The sequence below is a fragment of the Buchnera aphidicola (Sipha maydis) genome (assembly GCF_024029855.1).
GTDB lineage: Bacteria > Pseudomonadota > Gammaproteobacteria > Enterobacterales > Enterobacteriaceae > Buchnera_J > Buchnera_J aphidicola_BI.
Genome location: NZ_CP097205.1, coordinates 239,008 through 258,185, shown reverse-complemented (window position 1 = coordinate 258,185; position 19,178 = coordinate 239,008). Strand labels below are relative to the sequence as shown.

General features: G+C 18.7%; 15 protein-coding genes and 1 tRNA gene. 6 read left to right on the top strand and 10 right to left on the bottom strand.

Going from position 1 to position 19,178, the window contains the following annotated elements; all coding sequences use genetic code 11:
• Nucleotides 1-33 precede the first annotated feature (33 nt).
• The 4 genes from clpX to M3Y47_RS01130 form a co-directional block, all read right to left on the bottom strand.
• Complete coding sequence (gene clpX / locus M3Y47_RS01145; protein WP_252839265.1) at nt 34-1,269, bottom strand: ATP-dependent Clp protease ATP-binding subunit ClpX; 1,236 nt, start codon at nt 1,267-1,269, stop codon at nt 34-36.
• Between the two features lie 63 nt (nt 1,270-1,332).
• Complete coding sequence (clpP, locus tag M3Y47_RS01140; RefSeq protein ID WP_252839264.1) at nt 1,333-1,947, bottom strand: ATP-dependent Clp endopeptidase proteolytic subunit ClpP; 615 nt, start codon at nt 1,945-1,947, stop codon at nt 1,333-1,335.
• Nucleotides 1,948-1,985: 38 nt separating this feature from the next.
• Nucleotides 1,986-3,287 (bottom strand): trigger factor, encoded by a 1,302-nt coding sequence (gene tig / locus M3Y47_RS01135; protein ID WP_252839263.1) that lies wholly within the window; start codon nt 3,285-3,287, stop codon nt 1,986-1,988.
• 116 nt (nt 3,288-3,403) lie between these two features.
• Entirely contained in the window at nt 3,404-3,712 is a 309-nt protein-coding gene (locus M3Y47_RS01130; protein ID WP_252839262.1) for a BolA family protein, read from the bottom strand.
• 209 nt (nt 3,713-3,921) lie between these two features.
• On the opposite strand from M3Y47_RS01130, the gene cyoA reads away from it, so the two are divergent.
• Genes cyoA through cyoE form a run of 5 tightly spaced genes read left to right on the top strand, consistent with a single transcriptional unit; the run spans nt 3,922 to nt 8,612 of the window.
• Nucleotides 3,922-4,749: a ubiquinol oxidase subunit II gene (gene cyoA, locus M3Y47_RS01125; protein WP_252839261.1), complete on the top strand. Its 828-nt coding sequence runs from the start codon at nt 3,922-3,924 to the stop codon at nt 4,747-4,749.
• 42 nt (nt 4,750-4,791) lie between these two features.
• On the top strand, nt 4,792-6,774 hold the full coding sequence (gene cyoB, locus M3Y47_RS01120; RefSeq protein WP_252839260.1) for a cytochrome o ubiquinol oxidase subunit I: 1,983 nt from the start codon (nt 4,792-4,794) through the stop codon (nt 6,772-6,774).
• 11 nt (nt 6,775-6,785) lie between these two features.
• Nucleotides 6,786-7,412: a cytochrome c oxidase subunit 3 gene (locus M3Y47_RS01115; RefSeq protein ID WP_289846038.1), complete on the top strand. Its 627-nt coding sequence runs from the start codon at nt 6,786-6,788 to the stop codon at nt 7,410-7,412.
• Nucleotides 7,364-7,738, top strand: a complete 375-nt coding sequence (cyoD, locus tag M3Y47_RS02250; protein WP_350030239.1) for a cytochrome o ubiquinol oxidase subunit IV — start codon at nt 7,364-7,366, stop codon at nt 7,736-7,738. The genes M3Y47_RS01115 and cyoD overlap by 49 nt, the downstream gene beginning before the upstream one ends.
• Nucleotides 7,722-8,612, top strand: coding sequence for a heme o synthase (gene cyoE / locus M3Y47_RS01110; RefSeq protein WP_252839258.1), 891 nt, complete (start codon nt 7,722-7,724; stop codon nt 8,610-8,612). Before cyoD ends, cyoE begins: the two co-directional genes overlap by 17 nt.
• On the opposite strand, the gene M3Y47_RS01105 is transcribed toward cyoE, so the two are convergent.
• Both M3Y47_RS01105 and nusB read right to left on the bottom strand, forming a co-directional pair.
• The gene (locus tag M3Y47_RS01105; RefSeq protein WP_252839257.1) at nt 8,609-8,893 is read right to left on the bottom strand and encodes a TusE/DsrC/DsvC family sulfur relay protein; all 285 of its coding nucleotides are present in this window, start codon (nt 8,891-8,893) and stop codon (nt 8,609-8,611) included. The genes cyoE and M3Y47_RS01105 overlap by 4 nt on opposite strands.
• 191 nt (nt 8,894-9,084) lie before the next feature.
• Complete coding sequence (gene nusB, locus M3Y47_RS01100) at nt 9,085-9,498, bottom strand: transcription antitermination factor NusB (protein ID WP_252839256.1); 414 nt, start codon at nt 9,496-9,498, stop codon at nt 9,085-9,087.
• A gap of 171 nt (nt 9,499-9,669) precedes the next feature.
• Here nusB and M3Y47_RS01095 point away from each other — a divergent pair.
• Nucleotides 9,670-9,743, top strand: a tRNA-Met gene (locus tag M3Y47_RS01095).
• 11 nt (nt 9,744-9,754) lie between these two features.
• Here M3Y47_RS01095 and recD read toward each other — a convergent pair.
• The 4 genes from recD to M3Y47_RS01075 form a co-directional block, all read right to left on the bottom strand.
• Nucleotides 9,755-11,566, bottom strand: coding sequence for an exodeoxyribonuclease V subunit alpha (recD, locus tag M3Y47_RS01090; RefSeq protein ID WP_252839255.1), 1,812 nt, complete (start codon nt 11,564-11,566; stop codon nt 9,755-9,757).
• Between the two features lie 7 nt (nt 11,567-11,573).
• The gene (gene recB / locus M3Y47_RS01085) at nt 11,574-15,044 is read right to left on the bottom strand and encodes an exodeoxyribonuclease V subunit beta (RefSeq protein WP_252839254.1); all 3,471 of its coding nucleotides are present in this window, start codon (nt 15,042-15,044) and stop codon (nt 11,574-11,576) included.
• Between the two features lie 36 nt (nt 15,045-15,080).
• Complete coding sequence (locus M3Y47_RS01080) at nt 15,081-18,221, bottom strand: exodeoxyribonuclease V subunit gamma (protein ID WP_252839253.1); 3,141 nt, start codon at nt 18,219-18,221, stop codon at nt 15,081-15,083.
• 91 nt (nt 18,222-18,312) lie between these two features.
• Entirely contained in the window at nt 18,313-18,960 is a 648-nt protein-coding gene (locus M3Y47_RS01075; protein ID WP_252839252.1) for a mechanosensitive ion channel domain-containing protein, read from the bottom strand.
• Nucleotides 18,961-19,178: the final 218 nt, after the last annotated feature.

Here is a 19,178-nt window from a genome sequence, read left to right as displayed (position 1 = left end):
ACATTTTTCTCATTTTAATAATTTGATTATTTCTTATTTTTTTTGATCTTCTTTAAATAAAATTTTTGGATCTATGTTTTTTGTTATTGTATTTTTATTTATTATTATTTTTTCAATATTTTTTATTGATGGAACTTTATACATTGTTTTAAGTAAAATTTTTTCTAGAATAGCTCTTAATCCTCGAGCTCCTGATTTTCTTAGAATAGATTTTTCTGCGATTTTTTTTATAGATTTTTTACAAAATTTTAGTTGAATACCTTCAATTTTAAATAACTCTTTATATTGTTTTATTAAAGCATTTTTTGGTTTTTGTAGAATTTTTATAAGATCTTTTTTATTTAAATCTTTTAATTCTGCTATGATAGGAAATCTTCCTACAAATTCAGGAATTAAACCAAATTTTATTAAATCTTCTGGTTTGATTTTATTTTTTTTTATATTTTTTTGATTTTTTTTAGTTTTTTTATAAAATCCTATTTTTGATTTTTTATTTATTTTTTGTTCAAGAATGTTATTTATTCCTAAAAATGTTCCTCCACATATAAATAAAATTTTTGATGTATCAATTTGTATAAATTCTTGTTGCGGATGTTTTCTTCCTCCTTGTTGAGGGATGGAAGCTATTGTTCCTTCTATAATTTTTAAAAGCGATTGTTGTACTCCTTCACCAGAAACGTCTCTTGTTATTGAAGGATTACTAGATTTTTTTGAAATTTTATCTATTTCATCTATATAAATAATTCCAGATTGCGCTTTTTGAATATCAAAATTACATTTTTGAAGTAATTTTTGTACAATGTTTTCAACATCTTCTCCAACATATCCTGCTTCTGTTAATGATGTAGCATCGGCTATAGCGAATGGTACATTAAGTATTTTTGCTAATGTTTCTGCTAACAAAGTTTTTCCACTTCCTGTTGGTCCTATTAAAAGTATATTACTTTTCCCAATTTCAATTTTTTCTTTTTCAATGTTTGATTGATATTTTAATTTTTTATAATGGTTGTATACAGCTACAGATAATATTTTTTTTACTTTGTTTTGTCCTATAACATAATCATCTAATTTTTTTTTTATTTGTTTTGGTGTTAGTAGTTTTAAATATATATTTTTTTTTTTCTTGTCTTCAAAAATAATATTATTACATAGATATATACATTGATCACAAATATATGCTTTGGATCCTGCAATAATCTTTTTTACTTCATTTTGGTTTTTTTTACAAAACGAACAATACAAATTATTATGACTATTTTTTTCTGTCATAATTACCTCTTGATTATAAGTAAAAAAATTGTTTACATTTCAATAATTTAAATCATAAAAGCATTATTTTTTTGTTTGTAAAATTTCATCTATTAGTCCATATTTTAATGCTTCTTTTGCAGATAAAAAATAATCTCTTTCTGTATCTTTTTCAATTTTTTGAATCTTTTGTTTAGTATGATATGCTAATATTTTATTGATTTTTTTTTTGATTTTATAAATTTCTAAAGCATGGATTTTAATATCTGATGCTTGGCCTTGGTATCCTCCTAATGGTTGATGTATCATAATTCGTGAGTTTGGTAAGCTAAATCTTTTTCCCTTTGTTCCGCAAGATAATATTAATGCAGCCATAGAAGAAGCTTGTCCAACACAAACAGTGTTTACTTCAGGTGTAATAAATTTTATAGTATCATATATCGATAATCCAGAAGAAACTATTCCACCTGGAGAATTAATGTATAAAAAAATATCTTTTTTCTTATTTTCTGATTCTAGAAAGAGAAGTTGAGAAATAATTAGATTCGATAAGTCATCATTTATTGTTCCAGTTAAAAATATTATTCTTTCTCTTAATAATCTAGAATAAATATCAAAAGATCTTTCTCCTAAATAATTTTTTTCAATTACAATTGGTATGACATTTTGATTATTTTTTATAAAATTACTATATATCATGTGTTTCCTCGTGTTATAAAGTGTAACTTATTCTAAATTTAGATTTGATAATTATTTTTTATTTGTTTTAAAATTTTTTTAAATTTTATTTTTTTTTCTTTTAAAGATACATTTTTAAAAATGAAATTAAAAGTTTTTTCAATCAATAAATAATTTTTTATGTTATTGAGAATATTTTTTTTGTATATTTTTTTCTTTTTGGAAAAACCATTTTTTGGAAGATTTTTTTTTGTTTCTTGAAAAATTTTTTTAATTAATTTTTGACTAATAGATAATGATTCTGTTGAGATAATTTTGTTAAATAAAATTTGGATAGTTAATTTATTGTGACATTTTTTTTTAAGATCTTCTTGGTATTTTTTTTTGAATATATTTTTATCATTTTTGTAATCTAATAAATTTTCTTTATATATTTTTTGTATTTCTTCTTTGATTTGTTTTTTAGGAATTTTTTTAGTATATAATTTAATCCATTTTTTTATAAATTGCTTTTTTAAATATTCTTGAGAAATTTTTTTTCTTTCTTTTTTTAATATTTTATAAATATTTTTTTTTAGTGCTTTTAAATTTTGTTCTTGAATTCCAAAATTTTTTATAATTTTAAAATTTATGTCTTTAATTTTTTTTTCTTTAATTTTATTTATTGTTATATTTAATATCACTGTTTTTCCAGAAATTTTTTTTTCTGGATGATATTTGCAAAATTTATATTTTATTTTAAATTTTTCATTTTTTGCTTTTTTTAAGATATTTTTATAGATTTTTTTACATAAAAAATTTTTATTGATAAACATAGAAAAATTTTTTTTTTGTAAAATAATTTTTTTATTGATTGAAAGTATTTTATATTTAATGTTTATTTTATCATTTTTTTTAATAAGTTTATTACTTGTTGTCCAAGGTACTATATTTCTTTGTAAATTTAAAATAGTTGTTTTCACATCGGATTTTTTAATTTTTATTTTTGGTTTATAGATTTTTATTAGTTTTAATTTTTTTATTAATTTATTAGAAATAACATCAAATTTTAATGTATAATTAAAATCATTTCCTTTTTCATATTTTTCAAAAAAGTATTTTACATTAGAATATTTTTTTATTTTTTTTTGTTTTATTATTTTTTTAAATCTTTTTTTTAGAATTTTTTTTAAAACATTATTTAATACATCATTTCTAAAGTTTGTTTCAATGATTTTATTTGGAGTTTTTCCTTGGCGAAATCCATTAATAAAAACTGTTTTTTTTAAAATAGATAGTTTTTTCCGAATTTTTTTTTCAATTTTTTTTGAAGGAATAGTATTTTTTATTTCTATTTTTTTTTTTATTAATGTAGTGTTCATGTCTTCTCTATTTATTGATTAAAAAGTAAATTTTTAACTTCTGTAAAGAAAAAAATAAATGACATTAGATCATAAAATTTTTTTTTAAATATTTTTTATTTAATATTCAAGATTTTTTACTTGTTTTTTAAATTTACGCATTTTATTGGACGAAATATTTTTTTTTTTTTTATTTTCCATTCTTTAATAGAATAAGCAAAAATTTCTATTCCATGTATGATTTTTTTTATTTCTTGAGATAAAATATTATAAATTATTTGATGTCTTCTTAATATGTTTATTTTTGCAAAATCTTTACTTACGATAATTATTTGAAAATGAGAGTTTTTATTAAAAGATTTATGCATAAAACTTGTATTTGTAATTTTAATATATTTGGTATTTATTTTATTTTTTATTTTATTTTGAATTATTTTTAAAATCATTTTTTTTTCATTAAAGTTTATTTATTTTAAATTTTTTTTTTAGTTATATTTTATTATATAAATTTTTTATTCTTTCAATACAATAAATTTTTGTAAAAAAGTTTTTACAAGTTTTTATCTTTAAAAGATTTTAAAAATATATTTTTATTTTTTTTTTTTAAATTTCTTATTTAATTATAAAAATTTTTTTAAAATTTTTGAGGTTTATTATGAATTTTAATAGAATGAAAAAATTTTTTTTATTATTTTTTTTAATGTTATCTTTTAGTGGGTTTCATGGTGGTCTTTTTTCTCCTGGAGGTGCGATTGCGTTGGAAGAAAGAAATTTAATTTTTCTTTCATTTGCAATTATGTTGATTATTGTAGTTCCTGTAATAGTGATGACTATTTTTTTTTCTTATAGATATTATCACGTTTTTAAAAATAAAGAATATAATCCTACTTGGGATCATTCGTATAAAATTGAAGGTTTAACATGGGGTATTCCAATTTTAATTATTTTTTTTCTTGGTATTTTATCTTGGAAAAAAACTCATTCTTTAGATCCGTCAAAACCTTTATCTCAAAAAAAAGATTTAATGAAAATTAATGTAATTTCTGCAAATTGGAAATGGATATTTATATATCCAAAAGAAAAAATAATCGTTTTAAATGAAGTTTTTTTACCCAAAAATATTCCGATAAATTTTAATATTACTTCTACTTCTGTTATGAATTCTTTTTTTATACCATCTTTAGGTAGTCAAATATATTCTATGCCAGGAATGACTACGAAATTACATTTAATTGCGAATATTTCAGGATTTTATAAAGGATTTTCTGCGAATTATAGTGGAGAAGGTTTTTCTGATATGAAATTTAATGCTATTGTATCAGATAATCAAAATTTTTATTATGCGTGGGTGAATAAAGTAAAAAAAGTTGGGAAAAAAATTTTAAATTCTAAAGATTTAAATGATCTTTATAAAAATAATCATGTAAAGTATCTTTACTTTACAGATGGTCAATTAATTAAAAATTTTTTTATGCATAATTAATTTTTTTTATTTTTATTTTTTTTAATATGTTGAGGAGCATTTATGTTTGGTAAATTATCATGGAATGACATTCCTTTTCATGAACCGATAATTGTTTTTACATATATTTTAATTTTTTTGTCTGCTATTTCAATTGGATTAACCATTACATATTATAAAAAATGGAAGTATTTATGGAATGAATGGTTTACTTCAGTAGATCATAAAAAAATTGCTATTATGTATGTAATTTTATCTTTTATAATGTTATTTAGAGGTTTTGTAGATGCTGTTATGATGCGTACTCAACAGTATTTTGCTTCGTTAAAACATCCTCATAGTTTTTTACCTGCTCATCATTATGATCAAATATTTACTGCGCATGGCGTGATTATGATTTTTTTTGTTGCTATGCCTTTAGTAATTGGTTTAATGAATTTTGTTGTTCCTTTACAAATTGGTGCGCGTGATTTAGCTTTTCCTTTTTTAAATAATTTAAGTTTTTGGATTACAGTTAGTGCAGTTGTTTTAATTAATTTATCTTTAGGAATTGGAGAATTTGCTAGAACAGGTTGGTTAGCTTATCCTCCTTTATCTGAAATAGAATTTAGCCCAGGAGTAGGGGTAGATTATTGGATTTGGTGTTTACAAATTGCAGGAATAGGAACAACTTTAACTGCTATTAATTTTTTAGTTACTATTTTGAACATGCGTGCACCTGGAATGAGTATGTTTAAAATGCCTGTTTTTACATGGACAGTATTGTGTTCAAATATATTAATTATTACAGCTTTTCCTGTGCTAACAGTAACTTTATTTTTATTAACTTTAGATAGATATTTTAATTTTCATTTTTTTACCCATGATATGGGTGGAAACATGATGATGTATACAAATTTGATTTGGATTTGGGGTCATCCTGAAGTATATATATTAATTTTACCTGCGTTTGGAATTTTTTCAGAAATAGTATCGACTTTTTCTAAAAAATCTTTATTTGGATATGTTTCGTTAGTTTGGGCTACTTTATCAATAACGATTTTATCTTTCATAGTTTGGTTACATCATTTTTTTACCATGGGAGCAGGAGCAAATGTAAATGCATTTTTTGGTATCGCAACTATGATTATTGCTATTCCTACTGGTGTAAAAATATTTAATTGGTTGTTTACAATGTATCAAGGGAGAATTTATTTTCATTCATGTATGTTATGGACAATTGGGTTTTTGATTACATTTTCTATCGGAGGCATGTCTGGAGTACTTTTATCTCTTCCACCTGCAGATTTTGTTTTACATAATAGTTTATTTTTAGTTGCTCATTTTCATAACGTTATTATTGGAGGTGTTGTTTTTGGTTGTTTTGCAGGTATTACATATTGGTTTCCGAAAGCATTTGGTTTTAAATTAGATGAAAAATGGGGAAAAATTTCTTTTTTCTTTTGGATTTTTGGATTTTTTTTTGCTTTTATTCCTTTATATTTTTTAGGTTTTATGGGAATGACAAGAAGATTAAGTCAAAATATAGATTATAGTTTTCACTTTATGTTATCAATAGCTTTTTTTGGTGTTTTTTTAATTTTTTTAGGAGTTATATCTCAAATTGTTCAATTTTTTATCTCTATTAAAAATAGAGAGTTAAATTTAGATTCTACTGGAGATCCATGGGATGGTAGAACTTTAGAATGGAATACTCCATCACCTGTTCCAAGTTATAATTTTCCTTTTATTTTTCAAGTTGATAGTCGAGATTTTTTTTGGACAATAAAAAAAAATCAAGAGAAAAAATTTGATTTATGTAAAAATGATATTTCTTATAAAGATTTATATATTCCTCAAAATACCTCTTATGGTTTTTTTATTAGTATTTTTTTGTTATTTTTAGGATTTTCTGCTGTTTGGCGTATTTTATGGTTATTTTATTTTTCTTTTTTATGTATAATTTTTCTTATTTGTTATAAAAGTTTTCAAAAAGATGAAAAAATTTTTATTAGTAAAAAAGAGATAAAAAAAATAGAGAATCTGCGTTATAAAAATTTTCATTAAACAGAGTTCATATTATGATGTATAATTTTTTTAAAAAAATATTTTTTCTACAAAAAAAAATATCTTCTGAAAATTTTAAGATAGATAAAAAAAGTATTTTTGGTTTTTGGATTTATATTATGAGTGATTGTATTATATTTGCTACTCTTTTTGCAGTATATTTTATACTTGTTCATAATATTTCTGATGGACCTTCTGGAAAAGAATTTTTTAACTTAAAGTTTGTTTTTTTAGAAACTTGTATTTTATTATTAAGTTCGTTATTTTTTAGTATAGTTGTTGATTTTTTAAAAAAAAAAAATGTTTTAATGGTTTGTACTTTTTTATCTTTAGTTTTTATATTCGGTTTAATTTTTATTTTTTTAGAAGGATATGAATTTTTAAATTTATTTAAAAAAAACTATCTTCCTAATAGAAGTGGTTTTTTGTCATCTTTTTATACCATTTTATGGTTACATGGATTCCATGTGATTTTTGGATTAATATGGATTATATTAATTTATTCTCAGATTGTTGTTTTTGGAATAAATAAAGTGATTACTACAAGAGTAATATGTTTAAGTATATTTTGGCATTTTCTTGATATTATATGGATTTTTGTATTCACTTTTATTTATTTATTTGGAGTAATTTCATGAATTTAAATAACAGAATAATTATATTTATGAAAACTTCTTTATTTTTTTATATAATTGTTTTTTTAATCTCGTTATTATTATCTTTTTTGCCATTTTATTTTGTTATAAAGAAGACTTTTTCTAAAAATTTCTTATATTTTTTTGTTATTTTTTGTTGTTTTTTACAGGTTTTTATACATATTTTATTTTTTTTACATTTGAACGATTTTAATAAAAATTATTGGAATGTTTTTTCTATAATTTTTACTTTTTTGGTTATTACAATCATTGTCAGTGGGTCTATTTGGATTATGCGGAATTTAAATCACTATGTTATATTTTCTTAGAAATATTAAAATAATTTTTGATTCTTATATAGAGTTAATTAAACCAAATATAATTTTTGCTAATTTATTATCAACAACAGTAGGATATTTTTTTTCTTTTGACGAGTATTTTGAGTTGATAAAATTTTTTTTCTTAACAATAGGTTTATTTTTTATAATTTCTGGTAGTTGCGTTTTAAATAATATTCTTGATAAAGAAATCGATGCAAAGATGTCAAGAACAAAAAATAGAGCTTTAGTAAAAGGTAATATATCAGTAATTCATGCTTATATATATGCTTTTTTTTTATTTGCATGTGGGACGTTTTTTTTATTATCGCATTGTGATTTGATAGTATATTTAGCAGCTCTTTTTGCTTCGTTTGTTTATGTTATTGTATATACTTTAATATTAAAAAGAAGATCTAAGTATTCGATTATATTTGGGTCTATATCCGGAGCTTGTCCTATTTTAATAGGATATTTAGCTAATAACAATTATTATAGTATTAGAGGTTTAGTTTTATTTTGCATATTTTATGTTTGGCAAATACCTCATTCTTATTCTATTTCTTTATTACATTTAAAAGATTATAAAAAAGCTAAAATTCCAGTTTTTCCTGCAGTAAGTGAATTAAAAGAAACTATTGAGAATATGTATTTTTATGTTAATTTATTAATGATGTTAACTATTTTTTTCGGTTTAATAAATCTTTTTAGTTATTTTTATTATGTAATATTTTTTTCATTAGGTTTTTTTTGGTTATATAGCATTAATCAAGGTTATTTAGAATATTTAAAAAAAACCGAGTGGTCATTTAAGATTTTTAAAATTTCTATTTTTTATGTTTTATGTTTAGATTTTTTTATTATCTTTAATCGATTTATTTTTTAAATACATTTTTTTGGGTATGGTATTCCTGAAATTTTACTAATTTTAAGAATAGGGTTTGTAGAAAATAAATTTATTAAAGTGAGACTATCTATTTTGTGTTTCCAGTTTTGATTTATTGCAGTAAGTAAAATTCTAATAGAAGGTATTATTTTAAATTGAATATAAAAATTTCTTGTAAAATTAATTATTTTCCAATGATTTTTATTCATTTTTATGCCTTCTATTTTTGCAATTTTTTTTGCATATTCTGTGTTCCATTTTTTTTTGATATCTTTATTCATTTCAGTTTCCTATTAAATTTTATATATTATTATTTAAAATACTTTGAGAAATTACATATTTAAAATAAATATTATATTTTGTTTAAGTTTTTTTTAGAATAATAATGAAATTATTTTTTTTAAAAAATAATAAAAAAAATTTTTTATTTATATAAACAGATTGAGTTAAATTAATTTCATTAAAAAATATATTATCGTTGTAAACGTATTTTATAAGCTGCTTTATCTAAAACTCCATTAATTATCTTATGACTATTATGTGAACAAAAAATTTTTGAAAGTTCGATTGCTTCATTGATAACAACTTTATAAGGTATATCTTTTCTTTTTAATAGTTCATAGAAAGACATACGTAATATAGATTTTTCAATTTTTCCTATTCGATTGATGTTTTTTAAAATATATGGTTGAATTAAAGAGTCTATTTTTTTTTTATTTATTACAATACCTATAAAAATATCTTCAAAATAATTAATATCAATTTTTTTTTCATTTTTTTTAATAAAAAAAATTTTTATTTCATTAAAATCATTTTTCGATATTTTCCATGCATATAACGCTTGAACAACGCAAGTTCTAGCATTTTTCCGTAAATCAATTTTCATTTTTTTCTCATATAATGATGATATATTTTAGAGTTAATATTTAAAATTATATTTTTAAAAAATTTTTAAGAATTTTTTGAAAAGTATTTTAACATATATTCTTTTTAAAATTATATTTTTTAAAAAAAATGTTGCATCTTTATGATAGAAGTTATATTATAATAAACATATCGCGGGGTGGAGCAGTTTGGTAGCTCGTCGGGCTCATAACCCGAAGGTCGTTGGTTCAAATCCAACTCCCGCAATAAAAAAAATTTTAATTAATTTTAATATTTAACTTTTTAAATTTTTGGTAAAGTCCGCTTTTTCTACAAATATTTTTTTTAATAGATTTTATAAATATTTTTTTTTTAGAGTATATGTATACTTTTTTTTTTGCACGCGTTATTGCAGTGTAAATTATTTCTCTTGTCATAATTTTTACATTTGATAATGGAAGAATTAAATGTATTTTTGAAAATTCTGATCCTTGAGATTTATGAACCGTAATCGCCCAAGTTGTTTTGTAGTGTTTGATTAAATTTATTGGAATTATTTTAATTGAATGGTCAGGCATTAAAAAAAAAATTTTTTTTTCTTGATTTTCATCTAATAAAGTTATTCCTGTAATTCCATTAAATAATTTCATATTTTTAATGTTTTTTAAAATGATTATTGGTTTTCCTATATACCATTTTTTTTCGTTAATTTTAAAAAAATTTTTTGAGTATTTTTTTTTAATTAATTTTTCAAAAAATTCATTAATTCCTCGAATGCCTAAAAAACCTTTTTTCTGAATGCATAAAATTCTTTTATCATTAAAATATTTTAATATTTTTTTAATAGGATCTTTATTTTTAATCATTGTAAAAAATTTTTTAAAAAATGAAAATATTTTTTTGATCATATTTTTATATGAATGATATGTATTTTTTATCTTAAAAAAATGAATTTTTTTGAATCTATTTTTAAATATATTTTTAATATTCTTTATATTTCCAGTTTTTATAATTTTTGCACATTGATCAATATCTGAATTTGTTTTAAATCGATATTTTTTTTTTAATATAAAAATGTTGTTTTTTAGTGTATTTTTTTTTTTTAAATTTTGATTGTTACACTCATAAATTAATTTGTTATATAATTTTTTAAGATTTTCTTTTTGATAAAAAAATAAAAAATCATGAATTATTGATCCGGGATTAATTGAGGGTAATTGGTAATTATCTCCTAGAAATATTATTTGTGTTTTTCTAGAAATATTATCAATGATTTTTTCTAACATGAAAATATCTATCATAGATGATTCATCTATGATTAATAAGTCGATATTTTTTTTTTTTTGATTCAAAAAAATATTTTGGGTGTGATACATTTTGAATAATCTATGAATAGTAAATGAAGTATTCGGAACATATTTTTTATATTTATTTTTTTTAAATAAAAAAAATAAATTTTTTTTAATAGATTCTAGTAAGTGATAACTCGCTTTTCCTGTAGGTGCAGATAAGATAATATTTTTTTTCTTTAAAATATGAATATAAAAGTAAATTATTTTTGCAGCTAAAGTTGTTTTTCCTGTTCCAGGACTTCCTATAATAAATAAAAATTTCTTCAAGAAACATAATAAAATTACTATTTTTTTTTCTATATTTAAGTTTATAAAAACTTTATCATTGATTATTTTATTCCATATAATATTTGAATATTTTTTTGTTTGATATGGTTTAGTGAAAAATTTATATATTTTATTTTCTATATGCCATATTTTATGTAAATGTAAATGATTATTTTCTATTATTAAAGGCACATTTGTATTTTTATTACTAGCAATATTTTTATATTTTAATAATTCTTTTTCTATATTTTTTTTAAAATGAATTTTTTTAAGAATTTTTTTAGAAAAAAACTTTTTTTGTAAAATATTTTTTAATGAAATACATGTATTTCCTATTCTATTTATAATACTCATATAAACAGAAATAACTAATATTAGTGTATTTGAATTTTGAGAAATTTCTTTTGCAAAAATATAATCTATTATACGAATTTTTTTTTTTTTTATAAGTTTTTTTAATAATTTTATCATTTTTTTATCAATATTTAGATTGTTTTAGAAAAGTGTGTTCAATTTTTTTCATTAATTTATATTGAGGAACCAAAAAAAATACTCCTTGATTAATGTTTTTTCCATCCATTCCTCGTAAAAATAAATAGTATCCTCCTCCAAAATTTTTTTTAAAATTATAATTATGAATTTTTTTTTGCAGAAATCTATGTAATGCTATAGAATATAGATAAAATTGTATATTGTATTTTTTTTTAAAAAAATATTTTTTCAATTTTTTTTCTTTATAATCACTTTTTTTCTTTCCAAGAAAATTTGATTTATAATCAACGAAATAATATTTATTTTTAAATTTAAATATTAAATCAATAAATCCTTTTAGAAATCCTGTATTGATTTGATTAATTGATTTTTTTTTTTCTTCAAGTATTGAATTTATAGAAACAAAGTTAATTTCTTTTTTTAGAGGTAGATAAAATTCCATTTCTTTAATGCATTTGTTTTTTAAAATTAATAAATTTATTCTAATAGATAAAGGGTGTATAAGAATATCTTGAATCCACTTTTTAAGAATGATAGTCCAATTTTTTTTTAGTTTATTTTTTTTTATTTCTTGTTGAATAAATTTTTTATTTATTTTTTTATGAAAAGAAATTTTTTCTAATATTTTATGTAACATTTTCCCAATTTTTTTCCCTTTTGGAAAGTTTTTTAAATTTATTTTTTTTTCGTATGTTTTTTGATTACACATTAATTTATTGAATTTATCAGAGAATTTTTTTTTTATAGAAGATAATTTTAATATTTTTGTATAACTAGTATTAATATTTTTTTCAAAAATTCTATCAAATTTTAAAAATATATAATTTTTTTTTCTTTTTTTTATTTTTTTTTGAATTTTTTTATTTGGAATTTTTTCTTTTTTAAAAATTAATTTAATTGATTGATTTTTTGTAATTTTATTAATTTCTTGATATAATTTTTTTGCATTCATTTTTTCTCCTTTTTGTAAAATATATCCTAAACCACTGTTATGAAAACTTGTTTTTTTATTTTTCTTATTTATACATATCGGACTAATTCCTAAATTGCATTGAAAAATTGCTCTAGTAAGAGCGACATACAATAATCTTATTTCTTCAGATAATTTTTCTTCTTTTTCTAGTTTTATCTTTTTTTTAGATTGACATAAATTAATAAATGTATTGTATCTTTTTCTATCATGAAAAATATATTTTTTTGAAATATTAAAATTAGAAATGAAAGGAACCCATACAATTGGATATTCTAATCCTTTAGATTTGTATATAGTTGTTATATTGATAACATTTTTATTGTTATATAATTTTTGTTGATATTTTTTTTTATTTTCTATGCGATAAATTTTTTTTTTTATCCAAGATAATATAGAAGAGATTTCTCTTCTTAAAGATGATTTTTTTTCTAAAATTTTTCCTAAATGAATTATGTTAGATATTTTATTTTGACATTTATCTCGAAAGAAATAATTTTCATATAAATAACTTTGAGAAATAATTTTTTTTATTAGATTTAATATTCCTTCATCTTTCCATGTATGTTTGTATTTTAAAAATTTTTCTTTCAACTTTGACCATAAAGAATATTTTTTTTTAATTTTATGAATTAAATAAGAATTTTTTGATATTATTTCAGTAGAAATCGCTTTATTAAAATAATTATCATTTGAAGGATATGCAATAGATTTTAATATAAAATACATTTCTTGTATTTCGTTTGTTTGAAAAATTGATTTATTATATGAAGTATAGTATGAAGAAATACTAAATTTTAATAATTCTTTTTTCATTATTTTGTATTCGTCATAATTCTTTACTAAGATACAAATATCTTGTATTTTTAATTTTTTTTTGTTTTCTTGATTTTCTAGAATAGCTTGTGATTTTTTTATTTTTTTTAATAAAAAATATATATCTTGAGAGCATTTTTTTGCTATCCAATTATTATACTCTTCAGATGTTTTTATGGTTTTTGATTGTAACCATAATTTTATTGATGGTTGTTCTATTTTTTTAATAAAATATTTTTTTTTTTCAGATTTTTTTGGAGTAATTAAAGAAGTAAAATTGATTTGTTTAAATAAAAAACTATTTTTTATTCTAGTAAATAAGAAATTTATACATTCGATAAGTTTTTTTGAGGATCTCCAATTCGTATTTAGAGTATATATTTTTTTTATTTTTGATTTGACTTTTAAATAAAAAAATATATCAGCTCCACGAAAATTATAAATAGATTGTTTTGGATCACCTATTAGAATTAATGTAAAATTTTTTTTCTGATATATTTTTTGAAATATTTTATATTGTTGCATATTTGTATCTTGAAATTCATCGATAACAGCGATTGGAAATTTTTTTTTAATGTATGCGGAGAGATTTTTTTCATTTTTTAATAGTTTTAGCAAAGATTCAATTAAATTATCATAAGAAAAATTTTTTTTTTTAATTTTTTTGCAAATTTCAGAAATTTTTTTAATTGCATGCATTAAAATTACTTCTTTTAGACAAAATTTTTTTTTTAAAAATTTATCAATGATTTTTAGAAAAATGTATTTTTTTTTTGTAGAAATATTTTTTTCTATTTTTTTTTTAGAAAAATGTGTTAATTCTTGTGGAATAATATAGTTTTTTGTTTTTTCTTTAGACCATATTTTTATTTTTTTTGTCCATCGATAAAAATTTTTTTTATGATAAATTCTTTTATTTAATTTATTTTTATAAAATATTTTTTTTAGATTAAAATTTATGACTTTCCATTTTTTTTTAAATTTTTGAATGGTTGTTATATTTTTTTTATGTCTGTCAGTAATTTTATCTTTTTTATTTTTTGTATATAAAAAAAATTTTGATTTAATATTTATCCAATGTTGAATTGTTGTGAATAATTCTTCAGGATTTTTCCAAGATTGAAAAATTATTTGAGAAATTTCTTTATTATATGGGTAAAAAAAATTTCTCCAAAAAATATATGTTGCTTTTTTATATAAAAAATTTTCATCATATACTTTCTTTTTGTTTTTAATTAAATATTGAAAATTATAATTTTTTTTTTTTAAAATATGTTTACAGAATCCATGTATAGTATAAATTGATGCGTCATGAATATTAATATATGCTTTTTTTAATATTTGAATAGCTTGATTAAAGTTTTTTATTTTTTTTAAAATTTTTATATGATTTTTATCATTTGTTTTTTTTGATAAGCAAGCTAAGTATAAATTGTAAATGTTTTTTTCTAATCTTTTTTTAATTTCTTTTACAGCATTTTTAGTATAAGTAATAATTAAGATGTTTTTCATTGAATATTTTTCTTTTTCATCTTGATTAATTCCTAGTAAAATACGTAAATATAATAATATTGTTGTAAAAGTTTTTCCGGTTCCAGCAGATGCTTCAATCATTTTAATTCCATTTAATTTTATTGAAAAAATATCAAGTATTTTATTTTTTTTGTTCATTTTTATATTTTATAAAAATATTTTGTTTGAATATCTCTATATTAGATTTTTGTATATTGGAAGCATCCAATATTTAGTAATTCTTTTTATCTTTTGAATAATTTTATTATTTAATAAGGGAATAATTTTTTTTAAGTATAAATTTTTTTTTTCTCCTAAAGAATATTTGTTTCCATGCCAAATAGAAAATATTTTTTTTTCACTAGATTGAATTTTTTCAAATTTTTTTGAAATTTTTTTTTCTTTATGATCAAATATCAAATGAAACCAATTTAATCCAGTTTTTGTTAATATAATAGGTTTTTGTAATCCTTGAATATATCCTAAAATATATTTTAAAAGATTTTTTTTAGCTTGTGTACGAGATATTTTTTTAAAGGAAATATTTTTATTAATTCCTAAATAGGTACTTTTTTTTCCTCCAAGTATGCAGTGTATAAGATGTTCTAGCCATAATGTAATGGTATCATAATAATTTAAAGGAGAAACTTTCCAACGTATAAGTTCATTTTTTGAAATATTTTTTAATTTTCCATAAATATGAAATTTTTTTATTTTTAATGAAAATTTCTTTTTTAGAAATTTAGTTTTTTTTTTTTGGATTTTTAAATAGACTTTTTTTACTTTTAAGATTTGATTATCAAAATGTATTTTTCCAAAATTTTTATGAGGAAGTACTCCTATAGATTTTATTTTATTAAACAATTTTTTATAATTTTTTTTTAAAATCATATACTTTAAAATTTTTTTTTGTAATAAATAGTTAGTTTTGATATCAATCATAAAAGGTTCTTGATTGTAATCTACAAATTTATTATTTCTATAATAGATTTTTAATATTTTGTTAAAAAAATAATTAATTGGGTTTTTCCAAAATGAAATTAGTTTTTTAATGTTTATTTTTTTTATTTTAGATGATAAAGGAATTTTTTTAACAAAATTTTTTTTTAAAAAATTTTTTTTTTTTAACAACCAAAGTGATTGATGTTGACTATAATTTATTTGATTAAATATTTTTTTTTTTTCAAAATTTGTTGCAGGATGAACAAAAAAATTTTTTTTAAATATTTTTTCTTTAAAAAAAAAATTATTTTCTAAATATTTTTTTAATTTTTGAATGACGTTGGATATTTCATTTTTTTCTATTTGACTAGGAGAATTATTTATATAACTAATATAAATTTTTTTTTCAGTAAAAGATAATAATTCAAAAAATATAAAAAAAATGTCTTGATGTTTTTTGAAATCATAAGGTTTTTTATATTTATATATTAGATTTTCATGATTTTTTATTATTTTTTGAGGAAATATATTTTCATTCATTCCTAAGCAATATGTAATTTTGAAATTTTTTGTTCGTAGAAAATTAAAATCTGTGAAATTTATACAGTTATTATTTATTTTTTTATTATAATATATTTTTTTTAGTTTATCGTTTAATGTATATTGTAAAATGTTTATAGAAATTTTTTTTTTATACGAAATGTTTTGAATTTCTTGAATTATTTGTATCCAGTTTTTTGTTATTATTTTTATTTTTTTTTTATTTTTTTTATTTAAATAAAAAAAATCTTTTATGATTTTTTTATATATTTTTATCCATTTTGTATTTTTATTTTTTTTTTGTAATTTTTTTTGCCATTTTATACAAGTTTTAATAAATAATACTAGTTTCTCAAATAGTTCAATTTGATCTTTTTCATATATATTATATGGTTGTATTTTTTTCCATTTTTTTATATTTTCTTTAATTCCGTAGCCTAAAATAATTTTTTTTATTCCATATTCCCAGGTATTTTGAGATGTAGGGTAAATTCCTATTTTTTTTTTATGATTTGCATTAATACCCCACCTAATATTTGTGTTTTTTATCCATTCTTTTATTCTTTTTATTTCTTTTTGTGAAATAGAAAATTTTTTTGCAATACATTTAAAATATAAAAAATCTAGAATATTTTCATTTTTAAATTTATTTTTTGGTAATAGTAAAATTTTATTAAAAATATATAGAATAGAATTTTTTTCAAATAATGGTGTATGAATATTATATGGTATATTATTTTCTTTAACTTTAGTTTTAAAAACTGATTTTATATATGGGATATAATTTTTTATTTTTTCTGATTTAATAATGATATCTTTTGGTTGTATATTTTTATTTTGCATTAATAGTTTAGATATATTTTCATGTAATATTTCAATTTCTCTCAAGTAATTATTGCATTCATGTATTGTAATTGATTTATCTATTTTTTTTATTATTTTTTTTTTATCTATATTTATTAAATCTCGTAGTAATAAAAAGTTGTTTTTAATTTTATTGAGTAAACTATTATTTTTGTGTTTTATATAAAAAAATTTTTTTTTATTAGTTAAAGATTGTAAAAATTTTATTTTATTTAAATGATTTTTTGTCCAAAGCGATAAGATAGAATATTTTTCCCAATTTTTTTTTGTTGTTTTTTCTCTAATATCGAATGGAGTACAAAGAAATATATAAATTTTAATTTTTTTGCTAATTTTTTTTAATATTTTTAAAAAAAAATTTGGAAAATTAAATGGATTGATTATAAAAATTTTAGATGGAAATTTTTTATATATATATTTTTTTTTTAAATTTTTTTTAAAGTATTCTTTATATAAATTTATATAATGATATATATTTTTTTTTTTATTATTTTTTGTAATTTTTTTCCATATTTTTTTTTGAATATAATATATTTTATTATATTTTTTTTTGTCTTTTTTTTTATATTCCCATTTAATAATCCAATTTGATCGATGAAATAAGTATTCTTCAAAAATTTTTGATAAATTTTTAAAATATTCAAATTCTTCTAATTCATTTTTTTTTATTTGGTATAATTTTTTTTTATTATTTTTGGATAAATTAATTAGTTTCCAAAAAATCATAGATTGATTAAAATTTATAATTTTTTTTTTGTATGTAAATTGTTTTAATATATAAAATATAAATTGTTTCTGTGTAAAAAAATTTATATTACTAGAAATTCCTAAGATTTTAGAAATTTTTTGTTTCAGAAATTCAGAATTTCTAGAATTTTCTATTACTAAAATTTCTTTTACAAATATATTATTTGTTTTTTTTTCATATATTTTTTTACATATTTTTTTTATTAAATAATTAAAATTATTTGATGTGTAAATTTTTATCATGATTTATTTAAATACATTTAATAAATGTAACATTAAAATAATTAAATAAAATTCTTATTCAATGTTAAAATAAATTTTTTAATTAAATAATTTAAGACGAGATATTTTTTTTATTTTCTAATGCAAAAGAATGTTTTGCAAATGGCATTGCTATTTTTTTCTCATCTAATTTTTTTTTAAATTTATGCATTAAATCCCAATAAACCATTTGTAAATCTTTTGTTTTACTCCAACATCTAATTACAAACTTTAATGAATAATCTGAAAATTCATTTAATTCAATTGTTATGTCTTTATTTTTTAATACACGATCTTCTTCATATAAAATTTTTCTTAAGATTGTTTTCACTTCATCAATATTAATATTATGAGATAAACTAATAAAAAATTCATTTCTACGAATTGGAGATCTCGTATAATTAATAATACTCTTAGAAATTATTTTTATATTAGGTATAACAACTATTTTCCCATCTATTGTACTTAAAATTGTGTAAAATATATCTACGTTTAATATAGTTCCTGAAATTTTTCCTATTCCAATATATTCACCTTTTTCTAGTTGTCTAAAAATTTTTATTAAAATTCCTGCAGTAAAATTAGATATTGTACTTTGAAGAGTTAATCCAATAGCCATTCCTAAGGTTCCTAGTAGAGCGAGAACAAATGTTGGTTGTAAATCACTTAAATGGCTTAATAATATTATAATTGTAATTGTGATTAATGAGTATTTAAACATTTTTAAAAAATCCGTAAATTTTATTTTTTAAAAAAAAATATTTTTTGCGTAAAATAATGAACAAAAAAGAGATGTTTTATTTTATATAAGAAAAATTTTAAATTTTTATATTTTATATTATATATTTAAAATTATTCTTAATAATAATTTTTATATAAATTATTTTTTTCAAACAGATATTTTTATTTGAAAAATTTTTGATTTAACATAATGCATTC

Bases quoted from the DNA above. Each gene is read 5' to 3' on its own strand.
- clpX (WP_252839265.1), bottom strand. From the start codon at position 1,269: ATGACAGAAAAAAATAGTCATAATAATTTGTATTGTTCGTTTTGTAAA.
- clpP (WP_252839264.1), bottom strand. From the start codon at position 1,947: ATGATATATAGTAATTTTATAAAAAATAATCAAAATGTCATACCAATT.
- tig (WP_252839263.1), bottom strand. From the start codon at position 3,287: ATGAACACTACATTAATAAAAAAAAAAATAGAAATAAAAAATACTATT.
- M3Y47_RS01130 (WP_252839262.1), bottom strand. From the start codon at position 3,712: ATGATTTTAAAAATAATTCAAAATAAAATAAAAAATAAAATAAATACC.
- cyoA (WP_252839261.1), top strand. From the start codon at position 3,922: ATGAATTTTAATAGAATGAAAAAATTTTTTTTATTATTTTTTTTAATG.
- cyoB (WP_252839260.1), top strand. From the start codon at position 4,792: ATGTTTGGTAAATTATCATGGAATGACATTCCTTTTCATGAACCGATA.
- cyoD (WP_350030239.1), top strand. From the start codon at position 7,364: ATGGATTTTTGTATTCACTTTTATTTATTTATTTGGAGTAATTTCATG.
- cyoE (WP_252839258.1), top strand. From the start codon at position 7,722: ATGTTATATTTTCTTAGAAATATTAAAATAATTTTTGATTCTTATATA.
- M3Y47_RS01105 (WP_252839257.1), bottom strand. From the start codon at position 8,893: ATGAATAAAGATATCAAAAAAAAATGGAACACAGAATATGCAAAAAAA.
- nusB (WP_252839256.1), bottom strand. From the start codon at position 9,498: ATGAAAATTGATTTACGGAAAAATGCTAGAACTTGCGTTGTTCAAGCG.
- recD (WP_252839255.1), bottom strand. From the start codon at position 11,566: ATGATAAAATTATTAAAAAAACTTATAAAAAAAAAAAAAATTCGTATA.
- recB (WP_252839254.1), bottom strand. From the start codon at position 15,044: ATGAACAAAAAAAATAAAATACTTGATATTTTTTCAATAAAATTAAAT.
- M3Y47_RS01080 (WP_252839253.1), bottom strand. From the start codon at position 18,221: ATGATAAAAATTTACACATCAAATAATTTTAATTATTTAATAAAAAAA.
- M3Y47_RS01075 (WP_252839252.1), bottom strand. From the start codon at position 18,960: ATGTTTAAATACTCATTAATCACAATTACAATTATAATATTATTAAGC.